Annotated in this window: 15 protein-coding genes; 1 reads left to right on the top strand and 14 read right to left on the bottom strand. The window is 44.5% G+C overall.

Translation table 11 applies throughout. The annotated features are described in order from the left end of the window. Nucleotides 1–17: 17 nt before the first annotated feature. From speD to A8F94_RS05750, 12 genes are all read right to left on the bottom strand, one after another. Complete coding sequence (speD, locus tag A8F94_RS05690; protein ID WP_053598736.1) at nt 18–392, bottom strand: adenosylmethionine decarboxylase; 375 nt, start codon at nt 390–392, stop codon at nt 18–20. A gap of 572 nt (nt 393–964) precedes the next feature. After that, nucleotides 965–1,996 (bottom strand): glyceraldehyde-3-phosphate dehydrogenase, encoded by a 1,032-nt coding sequence (locus A8F94_RS05695; protein ID WP_066196835.1) that lies wholly within the window; start codon nt 1,994–1,996, stop codon nt 965–967. Between the two features lie 331 nt (nt 1,997–2,327). Beyond that, nucleotides 2,328–2,930, bottom strand: a complete 603-nt coding sequence (coaE, locus tag A8F94_RS05700) for a dephospho-CoA kinase (protein WP_066196838.1) — start codon at nt 2,928–2,930, stop codon at nt 2,328–2,330. Beyond that, the gene (mutM, locus tag A8F94_RS05705) at nt 2,927–3,775 is read right to left on the bottom strand and encodes a DNA-formamidopyrimidine glycosylase (RefSeq protein ID WP_066196840.1); all 849 of its coding nucleotides are present in this window, start codon (nt 3,773–3,775) and stop codon (nt 2,927–2,929) included. Before mutM ends, coaE begins: the two co-directional genes overlap by 4 nt. A 41-nt stretch (nt 3,776–3,816) precedes the next feature. Further along, nucleotides 3,817–6,459, bottom strand: coding sequence for a DNA polymerase I (gene polA / locus A8F94_RS05710; protein ID WP_175384365.1), 2,643 nt, complete (start codon nt 6,457–6,459; stop codon nt 3,817–3,819). Nucleotides 6,460–6,503: 44 nt separating this feature from the next. Continuing rightward, nucleotides 6,504–8,273: a two-component system histidine kinase PnpS gene (pnpS, locus tag A8F94_RS05715; RefSeq protein ID WP_066196844.1), complete on the bottom strand. Its 1,770-nt coding sequence runs from the start codon at nt 8,271–8,273 to the stop codon at nt 6,504–6,506. Then, the gene (locus tag A8F94_RS05720; protein ID WP_066196846.1) at nt 8,270–8,986 is read right to left on the bottom strand and encodes a response regulator transcription factor; all 717 of its coding nucleotides are present in this window, start codon (nt 8,984–8,986) and stop codon (nt 8,270–8,272) included. The genes pnpS and A8F94_RS05720 overlap by 4 nt, the downstream gene beginning before the upstream one ends. A 146-nt stretch (nt 8,987–9,132) precedes the next feature. Further along, on the bottom strand, nt 9,133–9,609 hold the full coding sequence (locus tag A8F94_RS05725; protein ID WP_066196848.1) for a MaoC family dehydratase: 477 nt from the start codon (nt 9,607–9,609) through the stop codon (nt 9,133–9,135). A 220-nt stretch (nt 9,610–9,829) separates the two neighbouring features. Further along, nucleotides 9,830–10,768: a malate dehydrogenase gene (gene mdh / locus A8F94_RS05735; RefSeq protein WP_066196852.1), complete on the bottom strand. Its 939-nt coding sequence runs from the start codon at nt 10,766–10,768 to the stop codon at nt 9,830–9,832. A 329-nt stretch (nt 10,769–11,097) separates the two neighbouring features. Then, nucleotides 11,098–12,366: an NADP-dependent isocitrate dehydrogenase gene (gene icd, locus A8F94_RS05740; RefSeq protein ID WP_066196854.1), complete on the bottom strand. Its 1,269-nt coding sequence runs from the start codon at nt 12,364–12,366 to the stop codon at nt 11,098–11,100. A gap of 175 nt (nt 12,367–12,541) precedes the next feature. After that, nucleotides 12,542–13,657, bottom strand: coding sequence for a citrate synthase (gene citZ / locus A8F94_RS05745; RefSeq protein WP_066196856.1), 1,116 nt, complete (start codon nt 13,655–13,657; stop codon nt 12,542–12,544). Nucleotides 13,658–14,237: 580 nt separating this feature from the next. Further along, on the bottom strand, nt 14,238–14,696 hold the full coding sequence (locus A8F94_RS05750; protein ID WP_066196858.1) for a DUF441 domain-containing protein: 459 nt from the start codon (nt 14,694–14,696) through the stop codon (nt 14,238–14,240). A 434-nt stretch (nt 14,697–15,130) separates the two neighbouring features. Between A8F94_RS05750 and ytvI the strand changes: the two genes are divergently transcribed. Continuing rightward, the gene (gene ytvI / locus A8F94_RS05755; protein WP_066196860.1) at nt 15,131–16,252 is read left to right on the top strand and encodes a sporulation integral membrane protein YtvI; all 1,122 of its coding nucleotides are present in this window, start codon (nt 15,131–15,133) and stop codon (nt 16,250–16,252) included. A gap of 102 nt (nt 16,253–16,354) precedes the next feature. On the opposite strand, the gene A8F94_RS05760 is transcribed toward ytvI, so the two are convergent. Both A8F94_RS05760 and pyk read right to left on the bottom strand, forming a co-directional pair. Beyond that, a complete protein-coding gene (locus A8F94_RS05760; RefSeq protein ID WP_254660782.1) occupies nt 16,355–16,747 on the bottom strand; it encodes an FxsA family protein in 393 nt (130 codons plus the stop codon). 116 nt (nt 16,748–16,863) lie between these two features. Beyond that, the gene (pyk, locus tag A8F94_RS05765; RefSeq protein WP_066196862.1) at nt 16,864–18,624 is read right to left on the bottom strand and encodes a pyruvate kinase; all 1,761 of its coding nucleotides are present in this window, start codon (nt 18,622–18,624) and stop codon (nt 16,864–16,866) included. Between the last annotated feature and the right edge of the window lie 9 nt (nt 18,625–18,633).

Below are 18,633 nucleotides of genomic sequence, written 5' to 3' on the forward strand. Positions count from 1 at the left end.
ATTTTTAGATTATGAAATTACAAAGCTTTAGCTTGTTTGACCTGTACAGGTCCCATACCACGTGGCAGCTCGATATTCTCACGAGTTTTCGCATTCAGTGCTGCTGCGATATAATCAGCAGCTACATTTGGATTCAAATCCCCACATGTGTATACATCGATGCTTGCATAACCGTGCTCAGGAAAACTGTGGATGGTTAAATGAGACTCGGAAATAATCACGACTCCACTAACACCTTGTGGAGCAAATTTGTGAAAAGCTACCTCGCGAATTTCGGCACCAGATCTTAGTGCGGCTTCAACAAACGTTTGCTCAATGTAGTCCATGTTGTTCAATTTTTCAAAATCGCATCCCCAAAGCTCGGAGATCACATGCCTTCCTAATGTTTCCATATTCATTATCCCCCTCTAACTGTTTGTTTTCTTCTGAAACCCAATGTTGACGGCATTCGGCCACTACCACGGGGGAAAGTTAGTCCAATGAGGTCCTAACCCTTTAAGTAATGGATAAATCCCAGTTCCAGAAGCTCACGATGACTAGTATACTTCGTTTATATTGATTTTGCAACCTCTTAAAAAAGATTTCATCTTGAAAAAAACATGGCAAAAAGATTGATCCTGCGTACGATTAAATTTCAATTTAGAACCTGTTTCTCGGACTGTATTTTTAACAAAAGTGCTTTGTTAAACCATTCTGTTGATTTCCACTTCAGGCGCTTCGCTTTCCACGGGCGGCCTGGGAGCCTCCTCGGCGCAAGCACCTGCAGGGTCTCCCACTGACCTTTTCTCCCGTAGGACGTTGAATAATCTTCCCTGAAAAAGCACCGCAGGAGAAAATGCGTTTTTTGCATTTTCGAACGAGCTCGCGCCTTCTGCTTAAATCATCTCCGTTTAAAAATCAACATTATTCTATATCTCAGCCCAAAAAAGCTGCCTGTTTTGGCAGCTTTCTTTAACAGCTATAATTAACCGACTTTCATCTTGGACTGCTGAGATATTTGGGAGGCGACAAACTTTGCAAGGTCAACAACTCTCGATGAGTATCCCCATTCATTATCGTACCAGGCAAGAACCTTCACTTTTTTGCTTCCCATCACCATGGTGGACAAGCCATCAATAATCGCAGAGTGAGGATTCGTGTTAAAATCGACCGAAACAAGCGGCTCGTCCGTAAAGGAGAGAATTCCCTTTAACTCTCTATTTGAAGCCTCGATGAATGCAGCATTCACATCCTCCACAGTTACATCCTTTTTCAAATCGACCACAAGGTCAACGAGCGAAACATTTGGTGTAGGAACCCTTAAAGCCATGCCATGAAGCTTGCCTTTTAGTTGTGGCAGGACTAGAGCCAGCGCCTTAGCCGCACCTGTCGATGTCGGAATGATTGATTGGCCGCAAGCCCGTGCTCTTCTTAAATCTTTATGGGGGTTATCAATATTTTTCTGGTCATTTGTATAAGAATGTATTGTCGTCATTAATCCATTTTCAATACCAAATTTCTCATCGAGGATTTTTGCAACAGGAGCCAGGCAGTTTGTTGTGCATGAGGCATTGGAGATAATATGATGTTTGTCGATCTCCAGTCTATTTTCATTAACCCCCACGACAATCGTAACATCCTCATTTTTTCCAGGAGCAGTCAGGATCACCTTTTTTGCTCCTGCATCTAAATGTAGTGAAGCTTTTTCGCGGGAATTAAACTTGCCTGTTGCCTCAATTACAATATCTATATCCAATTCAGCCCATGGAAGCTGCTCCGGATTTCTGTTGGATAGCAGCTTAACCCTTTTGCCGTTTACAATTAACTCATTTTCAAGAGGGATTACATCCCCTTGAAATATACCGTGATTTGTATCATATTTTAGCAGATGTGCCAGTGTTTCCGCAGGATAACTGGCATTTACCGCAACAATTTCAATTTCATCTTCAAGAATTGCTTTTCGGAAAACCATTCTTCCGATTCTACCAAACCCATTAATAGCAACTTTCGCCTTCATGTAACGGCCCCTTCCTAATATATGTTATACTTTTAAGTGTCTTTTATATAATTAGTATAACATAATTATGAATAATGGTGCTAATTAAAGTGCTGTTTTCGCTAAGTTTTTGAGTTTAATAAAGAAATATCGTTAATTAATGGTACTCTATTACGGAGAATACCATTAATAGTGTAACAAATAAAGAAACACGAGGCAGATTTTTCGATAATCGGGAGAGTTTCTACGCTAATTAGCATAAACCAAAACCTAATTAAAACGTTCATAAAAAAACAAAAGGCTTCCCCAGGGAAGTCCTATGACAGAACTTGTTGGGACAGCCTCATTAAATTTATATTCCTGCCTGCCACTTTTCAAGTATGTCCAATAGCTGGCGTTTTGTTTCGTCAAGTCCACCGTTATTATCTATGACGGCATCGGCACGTTTTGCCTTTTCCTGAAGCGGCATTTGCGAACCGATCCGTACTTCGGCCTCTTTTTGTGAAAATGCATTTCTTTCCATGAGCCGCTCCAGTTGCACCTCAGGGTCGACAAATACCACAATCGTTTTATCGGCCATGTATTCAAGTTTGCTTTCAAATAGGAGCGGGATATCAAGGATGACGGTGGAGGCTCCTGCGTTTATTGCTGCTTCCTTTTTGGCAATCATCCTTTTCCTTACCTCGGGATGGACAATTGAATTTAATAGCAGCCTTTTTTCCTCATCATTAAAAACAATTGCTCCCAGTGCTGGGCGGTCAAGCCTGCCATCCGGAAGAAGGATTCCTTCGCCGAAGCTTGTGGCTATTTTTTCATATGCTGGTTCCCCAGGTTCAACTGCCAGGCGGGCTTCAACATCCGCATCAATGACTGGCAGGCCCAAGTCAAGGCACATCTGCGAGACTGTACTTTTGCCGCTTGCAATTCCGCCGGTCAGTCCGATTGTCAGTGTCATACTGTTTCCCCGCTCTCCTCAAGCTTTTGGCAGGCAGGGCAAAAATGAGTGCCCCGTCCCCCAACAACACTTTTTAAAAGTGGAGTGCCGCAGCTCTTGCATTCCTCGCCTTTCCGTCCGTATACGAACAGGTCCTGCTGGAACATCCCCATCTGCCCCTGGGAATTTACATAAGAGCGGATCGTGCTTCCTCCTTTTTCAACTGCCTCACCCAACGTGGACACAATTTGCTCGTGGAGGACTTCGATTTCTGCCTCCGAAAGGGAGCTAGCCAGGCGCTCAGGATGTATTCTCGCCCTGAATAGGGCTTCATCAACATAAATATTTCCAAGTCCAACAAGAATCGTCTGATCAAGCAGGGCTGGTTTTATCTTTCGATTGGTCCTGGCAAGCCTGCCCGCCAGGTATTCAGGCGTAAACTCTATTGAGAAAGGCTCCGGCCCAAGGCCAAATAGAGGAGCCTGGCCGAACTCTGTCCCTTTAAGGAATAAGTGCATTGTACCGAATTTACGGACATCGCGGTACCTTAATTCGTAGCCGTCCTCAAAGTGAAAGATAACATGTGTATGTTTATTTACAGGTTCCTCTGCCAAATCGAGGGAATATTTTCCCTCCATTCGGAGGTGGGATACGAGCGTGTACTCCTCCGTGTACAAAAGGAGGAACTTGCCTCGCCTTCCAATCTTCAAAAAGCTCTGCCCTCTTAACGCATCTGTAAATTGTTCTGTATCCACCGGGTTTTTAACCATTTTTGGCCAAAACACGGACACATGGTTAATTTTTTTTCCAAGGATTAGTTGTTCAAGTGTTTTACGGACTGTTTCCACCTCTGGCAGCTCAGGCATTCAGACTCCTCCTTTCTATATAGTGTTTGCCGCGGTTCCAGTTACTTCGCATCGTACCATGTTGGCCCATACGAGTAGTCCACCTTCAAAGGCACCATTAGCTCAATTGCATTTTCCATAATTTCAGGAACAAGCTTTTCAAGTACAGGAATTTCTTCCTTCGGTGCTTCAAAAATCAATTCATCATGCACAGAGAGGAGAAGCTTTGCTTTGAGCCCTTCCCTTCTTAGCGCTTCTGCCATATCAACCATCGCTTTCTTAATAATATCGGCAGCTGTTCCCTGGATCGGAGTATTCATCGCTGTCCGCTCTGCAAAGCTTCTCAGGTTGAAATTCCGGCTAGTGATTTCCGGAATATAGCGCCTTCTATTCATTAGAGTTGTGACATAGCCCTGCTGCTTGGCTACTTTAATGATATCCTCCATATAGTCCTGGACACCTGGGTAGCTATGCAAATATCGTTCAATGAACTGGCCTGCTTCTTTCCTTGTGATTCCAAGGCTTTGCGAAAGACCAAAATCACTGATTCCGTAAACAATCCCAAAGTTGACTGCCTTTGCATGGCGGCGCATATTCGAAGTAACCTCGTCCGCCTCGACATGGAAAACGGCCATTGCCGTTTTCGTATGGATATCCTCACCCGACTTGAATGCCTCAATCAGCTTTTCGTCATTTGCAATATGGGCAAGTACCCGCAGTTCAATCTGGGAATAATCAGCCGCGAAAATGACCCACCCCTCTTCAGAAGGAACGAATGCCTGGCGGATTTTCCTGCCTTCTTCAAGGCGAATCGGAATGTTCTGCAGGTTGGGGTCTGTTGAGCTGAGCCTTCCTGTGGCAGTGAGTGCCTGATTAAATCGGGTATGGACCTTATCCGTTTTTTGGTCAACGACCTTTAAAAGCCCGTCAATATAGGTCGACTGAAGCTTCCCTAATTGCCTGTAATCCAGAATAAGCCTGATAATTTCATGATCGGCGGAAAGCTTCTCGAGTACATCAGCCGAAGTTGAATAACCAGTCTTAGTCTTTTTGCCATGTGGGAGACCTAATTTTTCGAACAGAATCGTGCCAAGTTGTTTTGGTGAATTGATATTAAACTTCTCACCGGCCATTTCATGTATTTTTTCTTCAATTACCGCCAGCTTTTCATGCAGTTCTTTACCCATCGTTCTTAGGCGTTCAAGGTCAACCTTGACCCCCGAGGATTCCATATCGGCAAGTACGAGTGACAAAGGCATCTCAAGCTCAGTAAACAATTCATATTGGCTGTTTCCGCGTAAATCCTTTTCCAGAAGCGGCTTAAGAATGTTGATGGAAATCCCTTTCCTGACAAGATGGCCTGCCAGTTCCGTCTCTTCCGGAATCTTCCGCTTCGCCCCGCGCCCGTAGAAGCTGTCGTCGCCCTGTACATTCCTTAAGCCATATTTCTTTTCAATCGCTGCCAGATCATCAAAGTTGGCAGTCGGGTCGATAATGTAAGATGCTATGAAAACATCGAACACAACACCCTTTAAGTGGATGCCGCGCCTTCTTAATGCAACCTCGGAAGCCTTCGCGTCATAAACAGTTTTATGTTTCGACTCGTCCTCGGCCCATTCTTTAAACGCGCTCGACTCTAATGCCTGTTTGGTTGGAAAATAGTAATTCCCCTTTTCATTAACGACTGAAAAACCAATGATATCAGCATAATGATAATTGTCGTCGAGAATCTCTACGTAGAGGGCAGAATCATCCGCAAATAAATCCGGGTTAATTTCCGATGGCGTTTCAAACTCGATCTCGGAAAGCTCGCCGTCGTCGGTTCCAGTACCTTCGTCTCCTCCAAGCTTATCAAGAAGCGAATTGAAGCCGAGCTCCTTATAAATCGAAATCAGCTTTTCCCGGTCATATCCCTCAAAGGAGATGTTATCGAGCTGAACCTCAACAGGAGCTTCCCTGGTGATGGTTGCCAATTCCTTGCTCATGATTGCCTGTTGCCTGAACTCCTCAAGCTTTTCACGAAGCTTTTTCCCCGACACCTTATCGGTGGATTCCAGTAGTTTTTCAAGCGTTTCGAATTCCTTCAACAGCTTGATCGCAGTCTTTTCACCTACACCCGGAACACCGGGGATATTATCGGATGAATCACCCATGAGCCCTTTCATATCAATAATTTGCCAAGGCTCAAGGCCATATTTCTCCTTAATGTGTTCAGGGGTGTACTCCTCAATATCGGTAATGCCCTTCCTCGTAATTCCAACGGTTGTTTTATCTGAGGAAAGCTGCGTCAAGTCCTTATCTCCTGAAATGACCCTTACATCAAACCCTTCCTGTTCAGCCTTAAGGGAAAGAGTCCCGATTATATCGTCTGCTTCATAGTTTTCAAGCTCATACCTTGGAATTTGATAAGCATCGAGCAACTCCCGAATAAACGGAAATTGTTCAGACAGCTCGGGCGGGGTTTTTTGCCTCCCTCCCTTGTATTCACTGAACGTGCTGTGGCGAAAGGTTGTTTTCCCGGCATCAAAAGCGACCAGCATATGGGTCGGTTTTTCATCCTCCAGAATTTTATTGAGCATCATCGTAAAACCGTACACTGCATTTGTATGGATCCCTTTATCATTGTTCAGGAGCGGTAACGCAAAGAAAGCACGGTAAGCAATGCTATTTCCATCTATTAAAACTAACTTTTTCTTCTCCAATATCCAATCCTCCTTCATTTGCAAAACTGCGGTTTTCAATGGAAGGTTTATCCTTTAGGTTTTCCCTTAAATACTTTCCTGAATTCAAGTATGAATTCACTACCTTTACCCGGACTGCTTTTAACAACAATTTTCCCGTGATGGGCTTCAACTATATGTTTAACGATCGCCAGACCGAGGCCTGTCCCGCCATTGTTCCTGCTCCTGGCCCTGTCAATTCGATAAAATCGTTCGAATATCCTCGGAATTTCAGCTGAATCAAAGCCCATTCCATTATCCTTTACAACCAGCCTTACCCTTTTCCCAACATCCTGGATAAACAGTTGAACTTTCCCGCCAGGAGGAGTATAAGCAATCGCATTGGATGTTAAGTTGATGATCACTTGCTTAATCCTGAATGGATCGCCCTCCATTTCCAGTGGTTCAGCATCGGCTTCAACAAGCAATGGAATATTTTTAGCGGAAGCCTTGCCTTCAAGCAGTGTCGCAACTTCTCTGGCAAGGGACACAAGGTCGAACTTAGATAGTTCGAGCCGAAAATTATGCTGTTCAATTTTTGATAATTCAAGCAAGTCCTGAATCAAATGCTGAATCCTGTCGCTCTCCTTTTGTATGATTGACAGAAAATCACGGAGTGTCTTTTCATCATTCATTGCCCCGTCGAGCAACGTTTCAGTAAATCCTTTAATTGAGGTAATTGGTGTCTTTAACTCATGTGATACATTGGCCACAAAATCCTTCCGTATCTGCTCAAGCTTCTTGAGCTCGGTAATATCATGCAATACGAGCAGAACACCTTTCCAGACTCTATTCGTGCTAATAATCGGCAGCACGGATACATCGAAATGTCTGCGTTCGATTGAGACTGGAAGAACAACCTGGGCTTGCTGCCTTCTTTCAGTTATAAAAATGGTTTCTATCATTTCATTAAGTTCCGCGTACGGAATCGCATCATAGTACTGCTTATAGAGGATGTCATCAGGATCAACATCAAAAAATTCCCGATAGCCCCGGTTTACAAGGTTTATATATCCTTTGCTGTCAATCAGGAGCAGGCCCACCCCAATATTTTCAATCAAGGTCGACAGTCTTTCCTGTTGGATTTCTTGTGCTTTGGCCATTTCTTGAAGATTCTTGGCCAGAACATTAATCGATGAACTTAACAACCCGGTTTCATCAACTTTATCCTCTACATATGTACGGGCCCGATAATTCCCCTTTGCCAGCTCCATGGCTACATTGGCAGCTGATTCGATCGGTTTTGCATAACGCCTTGTAATCCTCATTCCAATTATAGTGATAATAATTAGCGCGAGGAACAGACTTACCGAAAGCAGCCACCAAATTTTTTTATAAGCATCTTTCAATTCGCTTGATGCGAGGCTTAAAAACAAATACCCTTCCGTCTTGCCATTTTTTTTTATTTCTGTCCAGTAGTAATGAATGTCTTGATCATCTTTCAGGTTAAAAAACCGTTTCCGCTCTTCCCCTCCAGCTATGGCATTCTTAACCATATCCGCTGCATTGCCAGCGGTAACCCGGCTGTTGAATAAAATACTGCCCTTCATGTCTGTCAGGATAATTCCTGCTCCCAAGTCAGTTCCGAATTTACTCAATTCATTTTTGTCAGTATACTCAAGCCCGCCATAGTCTTCTATATAACGGCTGACAAGATTGCCCTCTTTTTCAAGCCTCTCATAGAAGGAATCAAGATAGTAATCCTTGAATAGCTGCCCCAGTAAAATACCTAGTCCAAGCAGGACACCGACAATCAGAAAGACAATGGCAATCAAAAGCCTTGTCCTATATTTCGTCATTCCCCTTTTGGCTCCTCAAGTTTATAGCCAAGTCCGCGGATCGTTTTAATATACTCCGGTTTTTTCGTATCCTTCTCTATTTTCTCCCTCAAATGGGATATATGGACATCGACAATCCTTGTATCACCCGCAAAATCATAGTTCCAGACTGTGCTTAGAAGCTGATCTCTGGTCAGCACACGATTTTTATTTTTCGCCAGGCAATTTAATAATTCGAATTCCTTTAGAGTCAGTTCTAGAGGCTCCTCCTTGAAAAAGGCTTCAAATCTGTCAGGATGTACGGTCAGGTCACCAACCTGGATGGCCTCTTGTTCCAATGGCTCCTCCTGTTGTTTTTCCTGGAATTGCGCAGTCCTGCGGAGGATTGCTTTCACTCTCGCCAGCACCTCCCTCGGGCTGAATGGTTTTACCATATAATCATCAGCGCCAAGTTCAAGTCCGAGAATTCTGTCAAGCTCATCATCTTTCGCGGTCAGCATAAGGATTGGAATCATGATTTTCTGCTGGCGCAGCTGCTTGCAAACTTCTATTCCATCCATCCCGGGAAGCATAAGGTCAAGAATCATCATGTCGGGATTCTCCCGGATTGCAGTTTCCCGCCCTTCTTCTCCATCCATTGCAGTGATCACTTCATAGCCGCCTTGTTCAAGGTTGTACTTCAATAACGTGACAATAGACTGTTCATCATCCACAACTAGCACCTTTTTTTTCATACGATCCCCCGGTCCTTTAGAATTCTTTATTATATATTCTTTCATTTCCTATACTATAGGAAAAAAATTTTAGCTTCAAGGAATGCGGCGGTTGACCACTAGCAGTTCAGATTAAAAAAATAAAAAGGACAGCCACTAAGCTGTCCTTAAAAGTTTTCCAATACGCTGCCGTCCATCTGTACAGGGCGATGTGGAGGGCATACTTTGATTTTGCCTGTAACGACCGATTCGTTTTTTTCATCCGTCCCCTCAATGGCAATTGTAACGGCATGGTTCGTTTCATCCACGTCAGTTACCTCAAGGAGGAAATCTACCGTTCCATAATGGTATACCGGTTTTGGAAATTCAAGTTCCTGGGAGAGAATATGGCTTCCTGGCCCGGGAAGGTATTTCGAAATAGCCGAGGTGATAATTCCAATTAACATAACGGCCGGGACAACCGGTTTTCCAAACGGCGTTTGTGAAGCATAATCATGCTGGATATAAAGCGGATTTGCATCATTTGTAAGGCCGAGGTAGAGAAGCAAATCCCGGTCCTGGATTTTTTCTGCGAGGGCCAGTTTTTCACCTCGTTTAATTTCTTCAATTCCTCTGCCAAGCTTTCGCTTTTTTCCTAAAATCACTGCCGGCACCTCCGGGGATTTTGGTAAATGAGAAAAACACTGTTGAAAAAGTTCTTGTTTAAGAGAGCATCCATACTACAAAGTGAGGCTTTAATAAAGAAAGTCATTTTGCAGGCAACAACTACGGCATTGAGCAAGTATACCCTTATGACAACAGACAAATACCATTCTTTGGTTAGAAAAAAATCCGGGGATTTCCCCCGAATTTTTATGTTTATCGTTATGCGAGGACGGTCATGACGTTTCTGACGGCTTCCGCGGACTTATCAAGGGCCGCCTTTTCCTCTTCTGTCAACTCAAGTTCAATAACCTTTTCGATGCCGTTCGCACCCAGGATGGTGGGTACCCCGAGATAAATGCCTTCATATCCATACTCGCCTTCAAGGTAGGCAATGGATGGGAGTACACGCCGCTGGTCTTTCAGGATTGCTTCACACATTTCAACGAGGGAAGCAGCAGGGGCATAGTATGCACTGCCGTTGCCTAATAGGTTTACGATTTCACCGCCGCCTTTGCGGGTACGTTCAACAATTTTATCCAGGCGTTCCTTTGGAATGAGCGTCTCCAGCGGAATGCCCCCGGCATAGGAATAACGGACAAGCGGAACCATTTCATCCCCATGGCCGCCAAGGACAAAACCGGTAATGTCTTTTACCGATAAGTTAAGTTCCTGGGCAATGAAGGTGCGGAAGCGGGCTGTGTCCAATACGCCGGACTGGCCGATTACGCGGTTTTTAGGGAATCCTGTTTCCTTGAATACAGTATAAGTCATTGCATCTACAGGGTTGGTCAATACTACGATGAAACTGTTTGGAGAATGCTTTACAATTTCCTGTGCCACGCTTTTCATGATTTTCTGGTTGGTTTGGACGAGATCGTCACGGCTCATCCCTGGCTTTCGGGCAATTCCGGCTGTAATGACGACAATATCTGAATCCTTCGTGTCTTCATAGCTTGATGTTCCGGTAATGGCTGCATCAAAGCCCTGGACTGGGCCCGCCTGCAGCATATCAAGTGCTTTCCCCTTTGTTGGATTTTCCATTTGCGGAATGTCAACGAGCACGACATCCCCCAACTCCTTCTGGGCCAGCAGGAAAGCTGTTGTGGCGCCTGTGAATCCTCCGCCGATAACCGAAATCTTTTTGCGTTTCAGTGACATGTAAATATCCCCCTTGTTTCCTCATTTAATAAAGTGAAACTTCAATCAGTGAGGGGATTCTCCATCCCCCACTGATTGTTAGTCCCGTTCTATTGCCGCTAATTCGCCAAAGTACGGCGATTAAGCGGCACTACGAACCCGATTGGTTCAACTAAGCCGCTAAAAAACAGCGGCAAGTTTCACCTTATCTCACTAATCGGGCTTTTACGGGCAGTTGTTCCCCCACCAATTTTCCTCATTAACTTATGGAATCCTGAGCTGGGGGAGCTTACTGCCCGTTAATGCGGGGAAAAATTGACCAACAGGCGGCAATCGCCGCCTGTCTATCCTTAATCCATGTTTTTAATGAGTTCGTCGCCAAATTGGGATGTTTTGACTTCGGTTGCACCTTCCATCAGGCGTGCAAAGTCATAGGTTACAACCTTGGATGCGATTGTCTTTTCCATAGACTTTACAATCAGGTTTGCAGCTTCATTCCAGCCAAGGTGTTCCAGCATAAGGACACCTGAAAGAATAACGGAAGAAGGGTTTACTTTGTCCAGTCCGGCATACTTAGGTGCCGTTCCATGAGTCGCTTCGAAAATAGCATGGCCAGTTTCATAGTTAATGTTAGCTCCAGGCGCGATACCAATTCCGCCAACCTGAGCAGCAAGCGCATCAGAGATATAATCCCCGTTCAGGTTCATTGTAGCAACAACATCGAATTCACGAGGGCGAGTAAGGATTTGCTGAAGGAAGATGTCGGCAATTGCATCCTTTACGATGATTTTGCCTTCTGCTTCCGCATCAGCCTGAGCCTTGTTAGCTGCCTCAGTTCCCTGTTCTTCCTTGATGCGATCGTACTGAGCCCAAGTGAAAACTTTATCTCCAAATTCTTTTTCAGCCAATTCATAGCCCCAGTTCTTAAAGGCTCCCTCAGTGTACTTCATGATGTTTCCTTTATGTACAAGCGTTAGAGACTTACGGCCTTCTTTAATTGCATAATTCAGGGCCGCGCGTACGAGGCGTGAAGTGCCTTCCTCGGAAACAGGCTTAATGCCGATACCAGAGGTTTCAGGGAAACGGATTTTATTTACGCCCATTTCAGTCTGAAGGAAGTTGATAAGCTTTTTAACTTCATCCGAACCTTTCGCATATTCAATACCTGCATAAATATCTTCAGTATTTTCACGGAAAATCACCATGTCGGTATCCTGCGGGCGCTTAACTGGAGAAGGAACTCCTTCAAACCATCTGACCGGGCGCAAGCAGACAAACAGGTCAAGCACTTGACGAAGGGCAACGTTCAAAGAACGAATTCCGCCTCCAACTGGAGTAGTCAAAGGGCCTTTGATGGCAATTAAATATTCATTGATGGCATCCAGAGTTTCCTGAGGCAGCCATTCTCCTGTTTGATTGAACGCCTTTTCTCCAGCAAGGACTTCTTTCCAAACAATTTTCTTTTCACCTTTATATGCCTTTTCAACCGCTGCATCCAGAACTCTTACAGACGCTGCCCAAATGTCCGGGCCTGTTCCGTCTCCTTCAATGAATGGGACAACCGGGTTGTTAGGTACATTCAATACCCCGTTTTGTACTGTAATTTTTTCTCCTGTCATTCTAAAAACTCCCTCCACTGTTCAATTGGCTAAGCAGTTAGTATTCGCACTTTAAAGGTTAGAAGCCTTCGCTTCTAACCTTTTTAGCTGCGAAAAGAACCAGGCATAAGCCTATAGTTCCTGCTAATCTATTACATCATTTGCAGGCACGAAAGTAAAATGAACGGTTCCTTGTTTAGCGGAGACCGATTGGAACATACTTTTGCATTCCAGGGCCATTATAATCCGCACGAGGGCGAATCAGCCTGTTATTTTCATATTGTTCCAGAATATGAGCAAGCCAGCCGGAAACACGGCTTACCGCGAAAATCGGCGTGAATAAATCGTGATCGATACCTAGGCTATGGTAAACAGAAGCCGAATAAAAATCGACGTTTGGCGGAAGATTCTTCTCGCTGGTTACAATCCCTTCGATTTGTGTACTCATTTCATACCAATGTGGCTCTCCTGTTAACTCGGTAAGCTTTTTCGACATAGCTCGAAGATGTTTCGCACGCGGATCGCCCTGGCGATAAACCCTATGGCCAAAGCCCATGATTTTCTCCTTGTTCGCCAGTTTGCCCCTGACATATGGCTCCACATTCTCAAGGGTGCCAATCTCGGTCAGCATCTTCATAACCGCCTCGTTTGCTCCGCCATGAAGCGGGCCTTTCAATGCTCCGATTGCAGCAGTGATTCCCGAATAAACATCGGAAAGGGTTGCAACGCAAACCCTTGCTGTGAAAGTGGAAGCATTCAATTCGTGGTCGGCATGCAGGACAAGGGCCTTATCAAGTGCCTCTACAGCAATCTCATCTGGTTCGCTTCCGGTCAGCATGTAAAGGAAATTTGCCGCAAAGCCTAAATCAGTTCTTGGCGATACAGGCTCAAGCCCTTTCCGGATTCTTGCAAAAGCTGTTACAAGGGCCGGCATTTTCGCTTGGATTCTGACAGCTTTTCGATAGTTTGCTTCCTGGTCCATCACGTCCGCCTCACTGTCATATAAACCGAGCAGCGAAACCGCGGATCTTAGGGCAGCCATAGGATGGACTGAGTTGATTGGATACATTTTAAAATGATCTATCACTTCCTGCGGGAGTCCCGCTTCAGCAGCAAGCTGCCCTCTCAGTTCATCAAGTTCCGCCTCCGTAGGAAGCCTGCGGTGCCATAACAAATAAATGACTTCTTCAAAACTAGCATTCTCTGCCAAATCATCGATATCATAGCCGACATACGTTAATGTATCATCAATGATTGAGCTGATTGAGGAAGTTGTAGCAACAACCCCTTCAAGACCGCGTGTAACTGACATCCGAAATCTCTCCTTTACCTTCTGATAGTATCCCAATTCCTTTGTTCTATAGTGTTGTGAAAAGCAATAACTTGAGCGCTCGCTCGGGATTACTCTAAAAAATCAGCATCTGCCAGTTTTGGCACATGCCAATCCGAATGACAGCCCTTCCAAAAATAGGGTGCACACGTTTATTTGTTTTTCCACTATACACTATACACAATTATTTAATCATAACAATAGGATATATGTAAAAAAGATTACGCTTACACGTCTTATTATAAACAATTATCAGATTTTTGTGAATGAAAAGGAATTGGAAAAATTAAAAATACTATATTAGTAGAAAACAAAGAGTACGAATTTCTCTCTTTGTTTTCCTGTTCTTCGGCCCAGTCACTCTGCTGCCAGACGACCGGGTGCTTCACATAAGCCAAAATAAACGTTGCAATTACCTGGAATGGACAACCTGTCATACTATGCAAGGAAGTTGCATATAAGGGAACATAGCTATTCTTTTAATTTACTAGTAAAAGACCACTTCTGCAAACTTGATGCTCCGGCGAACTGCCAAGAAGAGCTCCAAAATTTAGCAAGAGATTTATTTAAGGAAATCAACCATCTTCATTGCTGCATATGCAATTCCCGCACCTATTAATGGCCCTACCGCAACCCCATTAAACAGAGAAACCGCCAGAATGGTGCCAAATACTAGCGCTGTGGTGATGTGTGGATCCTCAGCGAGAAGCGTCACCCCGCCCTTCGCAAGCAAAGCGACAAGCAGTCCCGAAAGCAAGGCAATCCAGGCATACGAAGACTTAAAAGCTCCTGCCAAATCCTTAAAGCCAATCGTTCCATTCGCAATTGGCGCCAGCACAGCAATGGTTATGATTGTGACACCCCAATTAATTCCGCGTGTCTGCAAGTATGAAAAAGCCTTACTATCAAGGCCAATCATTTTTAATAAAAGCAATACGGTTACCGCAATCATGAGCGACTGATTCTTTGCAGCAAACGCGATGCCCAGCAGCAAAAATAAAAATAAATATGCCTGATACATTAGATGTCTTCCTTTCTGGGCTTAGATTGTAGTTTTAAGTAATAGTTGATTTCCGCTCCAGGATGCTCGCTTTCCGCGGGGCGTCCGGTGAGCCAGTCTTGCTTCAGCGCCTAGCCCCTCGAGGTCGCTTCGGTCCCTCAGGTGAAGTCAAAAACCGACTTCTCCTTCAGGCCCTCCAGCGCTTGTCGGGGCTGACCAAGGCACTTACGCATTTCACACTCCTCGTCGCTAAAGCGACTGTGGGGTCTCACCTGCCCTGCTTGTCCCGCAGGAGTCTCGCACCTTCCGCTCCAATCAACTGAATTACAAATCTTTTCCTTTTCTCCTATAGCAACAAATAGCTTATTAAAACTAGTCAAAGAGCGTTAGTAAGCTTGATAAAGAGAACAGTTTTATTAGAGCCTATTATCGAATAACCAAAGGAGGCAAGTGTTTTGAACTCCATCTATATTGCCCGGGCCGCCAGGTTCATATGTACAGTGTTCCTTATAGTGCTGGCCCTTATAACTTTTTATTATATATCGGCAGTCGCTTATCCGTTTCTTATTGCTTTCACAATTGCGTTTTTAATCAATCCTGCTGTTAACTTTTTGCAGAAAAAAGGAAGAATGCCTCGCGCTGTGGCGGTCCTTTTTACACTGCTGCTGCTTTTCGCATTGCTTGCAGGGCTAGTGACCCTTTTAGTTGCCGAAATTGTTAGCGGAGCAACGTATTTGGCTGCTGTCTTGCCGTCCCATTTAAATACCCTTCTCCGGTTCAGCGAGAACTGGTTTGCATCCCAGGTGATTCCCCTTTATAACCAAATAACCGGAATGTTTAATGACCTGGATGCCGGACAGCAAGAAACGATTTTAAAAAACATCCAAAGCGCAGGGCAAAAGTTCGGCACAACTGTGGGGGATTTCCTTCAAAGTTTCTTTGGAAATATTCCCGCTATTCTCGGATGGTTCCCAAATGCCGCTACAGTTTTAATATTTTCTTTTCTGGCGACGTTTTTTATCAGCAAAGATTGGTATCGCCTTACCGCAATCGGAGGCCGCTTCATCCCAGGCAAAGCATGGACAAGCAGCAGAACCGTTTTTACAGATTTAAAAAGAGCATTATTTGGTTTTGTTAAAGCACAACTAACGCTTATCTCAATTACAACTGTGATTATTTTAATCGGACTGCTTTTCCTTCGTGTAGATTATGCTATTACAATCGCATTAGTTGCGGGTCTCGTCGATATTATTCCATACCTCGGAACGGGAGCGGTTTTTGTTCCTTGGATTTTATATGAAATCATCTCCGGCGATATCAGGCTTGCTATCGGGCTGGGGGTCCTGTACACCATCGTCCTTGTCCAAAGGCAGGTGATGGAGCCAAAGATCCTTTCTACCAATATCGGCCTTGATCCTCTTGCCACATTGATTGCTTTATTTGTTGGCTTTAAACTGCTCGGCTTTCTAGGTTTGATCGCTGGCCCTGTTATACTGGTCATTGGCAACACATTAAAAAAGGCCAATGTGTTCACAGATTTATGGATGTTTATAAAGGGAACAGAGTCAAATAAATAAAGCAGTCCAATTCGATTTTGATGAATTGGGCTGCTAATAAGTGTAAATCGTTAATTTTCGAAAAACCGAAACCCAGCCGAACATTGCAGGGATTCTTATTTGTTACCTAATAATCCTGACATTTCCTCTATTCATCCAGCGCTTGAATGCGAGGGACAGCCAACGTTTAAAAAATTTCCTGGTCGGCGGAAGGAGCAAAAAGATTCCAACCACATCCGTAAGAAATCCAGGCGCCAGCAATAGAGTGCCGCCAACGAGAATACATATACCGTCAAGGACTGCCTCTCCGGGCATCTGTCCATAGTGCAGCTGCTGCCTTGCCTGGTTGATCACTTTCAAGCCCTGGCTGCGGGCAAGATACGTACCAAGTACACCTGTAAGAAGTATGAGCAGCACTGTCAGAGGGACTCCAAATTGTTTGCCCGACCAGAGCAAAATGCCCATTTCAGCAGCAGGAACAACGATAAGCAAAATAAAAAACCAGGTTCGGAACAAGCGAGGACCTCCTAAAATCTATTTTCATGCATAGTAATAGTATATCAAAATTGGCTGGATACAGAAAAGACAACAAAAAGAAGGGTTCTCCCCTTCTTTTTGTGTTTTAACTATCCTTAAAGGACGCTTGCGTGTCCGTCATAGATAAATCCTGTTGAAGCATCAACAGTCAATTCCTGGCCATCCTTGAAAATCGAGGTTGCATCTTCAACCCCAACAATGACTGGGATACCAACATTCAAACCGACAACTGCCGCGTGGCTTGTCAGTCCGCCTTCTTCCGTAATCAACGCTCCGCATTTTTCAATCGCAGGCATCATATCACGGTCTGTACCAAATGTAACAAGTATATCGCCAGGCTGTACCTTCGCGTTCGCTTCTTCAGCATTTCGGGCAATCACAGCCTTGCCGTATGCAGATTTTTTGCCGATGCCTTGCGCTTTTGCCAGGATATCACCAACGATATGGATTTTCATAAGATTGGTTGAACCAGCTTCAGCAACAGGAACACCCGCGGTAATGACAACAAGGTCTCCATGCTTGACAATCCCGCTGTTCAAGCTTTCTCCCACTGCAATATCGAGCATTTCATCAGTGCCCTTCACCTTCCTGCCAAGCTGAGGATAAACACCCCAAACCAGGCCAAGGCGCCTGCGAACACCAGCATCCGATGTTACAGCGACAATTGGAGCTTTCGGACGGTATTTTGATACCATCCTGGCAGAATGCCCGCTGACAGTTGGAGTAATGATCGCACTAACATCCAGATTCATGGCAGTATGTGCTACTGATTGTGCAACCGCATCCGTTGTGTTGTGTTCTGTATCTTTGCTTCTTGCTGTGAGGATTTCTTTATGATTTAGTGCCTGTTCAGCCCTTGAAGCGATGTTATGCATAGTCTGAACCGCTTCAACAGGGTACAAGCCTGCAGCAGTTTCACCTGAAAGCATAATTGCATCGGTTCCATCAAAAATCGCGTTGGCAACGTCACTAGCTTCAGCGCGAGTCGGCCTTGGGTTTCTTTGCATGGAATCGAGCATTTGTGTAGCAGTGATGACTGGCTTTGCTTCTGCATTACATTTTTTAATAAGCAGCTTTTGGACGAGCGGAACTTCTTCAGCTGGAATTTCAACACCAAGATCTCCGCGAGCTACCATCAAACCATCAGAAACTTCCAGGATTTCGTCAATGTTATCGACGCCTTCCTGGTTTTCGATTTTAGGAATGATGTGGATGTGTGCAGCATCATTTTCCTCAAGAAGCTGGCGGATCTCAAGGACATCCTTTGCCCTTCTGACGAAAGAAGCCGCGATAAAATCAATCCCTTGTCCGATTCCGAATAGGATATCATTTCTGTCTTTTTCAGTTATGCCTGGAAGATTTACAGAAACACCTGGAACGTTGACACCCTTTTTATTTTTAAGGGTTCCACTGTTAAGGATTTTTGTTCTGATTGTTTGGTTTTCCTTATTGATTTCCAACACTTCAAGGCCAATCAGCCCGTCATCCAAAAGGATCCTTGAGCCTGTATGGACATCATCGATAAGGCCAGGATATGTAATTGAAAACATGTCAGCTGTACCTTCGACTTCAGTCATTGATACAACCACTTCATTGCCGGAATTGAGCTCAATCGCTCCATCCTTCATAGTATGGGTACGGATTTCAGGTCCCTTTGTATCCAAAAGAATCGCAACGTTTTTTCCAGTTTTTTCTGCAGCCTCACGGATATTTGCAATTCTCGCACCGTGCTCTTCATAATCACCATGTGAAAAATTCAAACGGGCTACGTTCATTCCCGCTTCCATCAAATCTGTTAGTTTCTCAATACTTTCACTTGCAGGGCCAATCGTACAAACAATTTTCGTTTTGCGCATTTTTGTTCC

Origin of the sequence: Bacillus sp. FJAT-27225 (assembly GCF_001685025.1) — a bacterium.
In the GTDB taxonomy this organism is placed as follows: Bacteria; Bacillota; Bacilli; order Bacillales; family Cytobacillaceae; genus Bacillus_D.